Annotated in this window: 1 protein-coding gene; it reads left to right on the plus strand. The window is 66.7% G+C overall.

The genetic code is table 11. The features are described from left to right. The coding region (locus IE00_RS19400) for a CoA-transferase (protein ID WP_305790330.1) at window positions 1-204 on the plus strand (204 nt) is incomplete at both ends.

A 204-nucleotide genomic window follows, 5' to 3' on the forward strand; every position in this document is an offset into this window, starting at 1 on the left:
GACGGCCAGACCCATATCCTGGAACGCGGCATCGTGGCGGATCTGTCGATCGTGAAGGCGTGGAAGGCCGATGACACCGGCAACCTGGTCTTCCGCAAGACGGCGCGCAACTTCAACCCGCCCGCTGCCATGTGCGGACGCATCTGCGTGGCCGAGGTCGAGGAGATCGTCCCGCGCGGCAGCCTGGACCCCGACCAGATCCAC

Origin of the sequence: Paracoccus sp. SM22M-07 (assembly GCF_001887735.1) — a bacterium.
In the GTDB taxonomy this organism is placed as follows: Bacteria; Pseudomonadota; Alphaproteobacteria; order Rhodobacterales; family Rhodobacteraceae; genus Paracoccus.